Source organism: Pseudomonas sp. GW456-12-10-14-LB2 (genome assembly GCF_002884345.1).
GTDB classification, from domain to species: Bacteria; Pseudomonadota; Gammaproteobacteria; order Pseudomonadales; family Pseudomonadaceae; genus Aquipseudomonas; species Aquipseudomonas paraglycinae.
The window spans coordinates 1-257 of sequence record NZ_POHV01000230.1; the positions used below are offsets into that span (position 1 = coordinate 1).

Consider the following 257-nt stretch of genomic DNA (forward strand, 5'->3'; position numbering starts at 1 on the left):
GTCTAAAGCCGCGGAGACAGCGACACGTGCGCAGATCCGCAAATCGATCACGTCGAATGCGCTGATCAGCTTTATCGATGGCAAGCCCTACAGGACCTTGAAACGGCACCTCGCCAGCCATGGACTCGACCCCTCCAGCTACCGTGAACGTTACGGCCTGCCCGAGGATTACCCGATGGTGGCCGCCAGCTATGCCGCGCTGCGGTCACAACTCGCCAAGGCGATCGGCCTCGGTAGCGTTGCGGGATGGCCGGTAC

At 62.3% G+C, this 257-nt stretch carries 1 protein-coding gene; it reads left to right on the top strand.

What is annotated here, in order from left to right; translation table 11 throughout:
- On the top strand, positions 1 to 257 hold a 257-nt coding region (locus tag C1X29_RS28875; protein ID WP_173940226.1), incomplete at both ends, for a MucR family transcriptional regulator.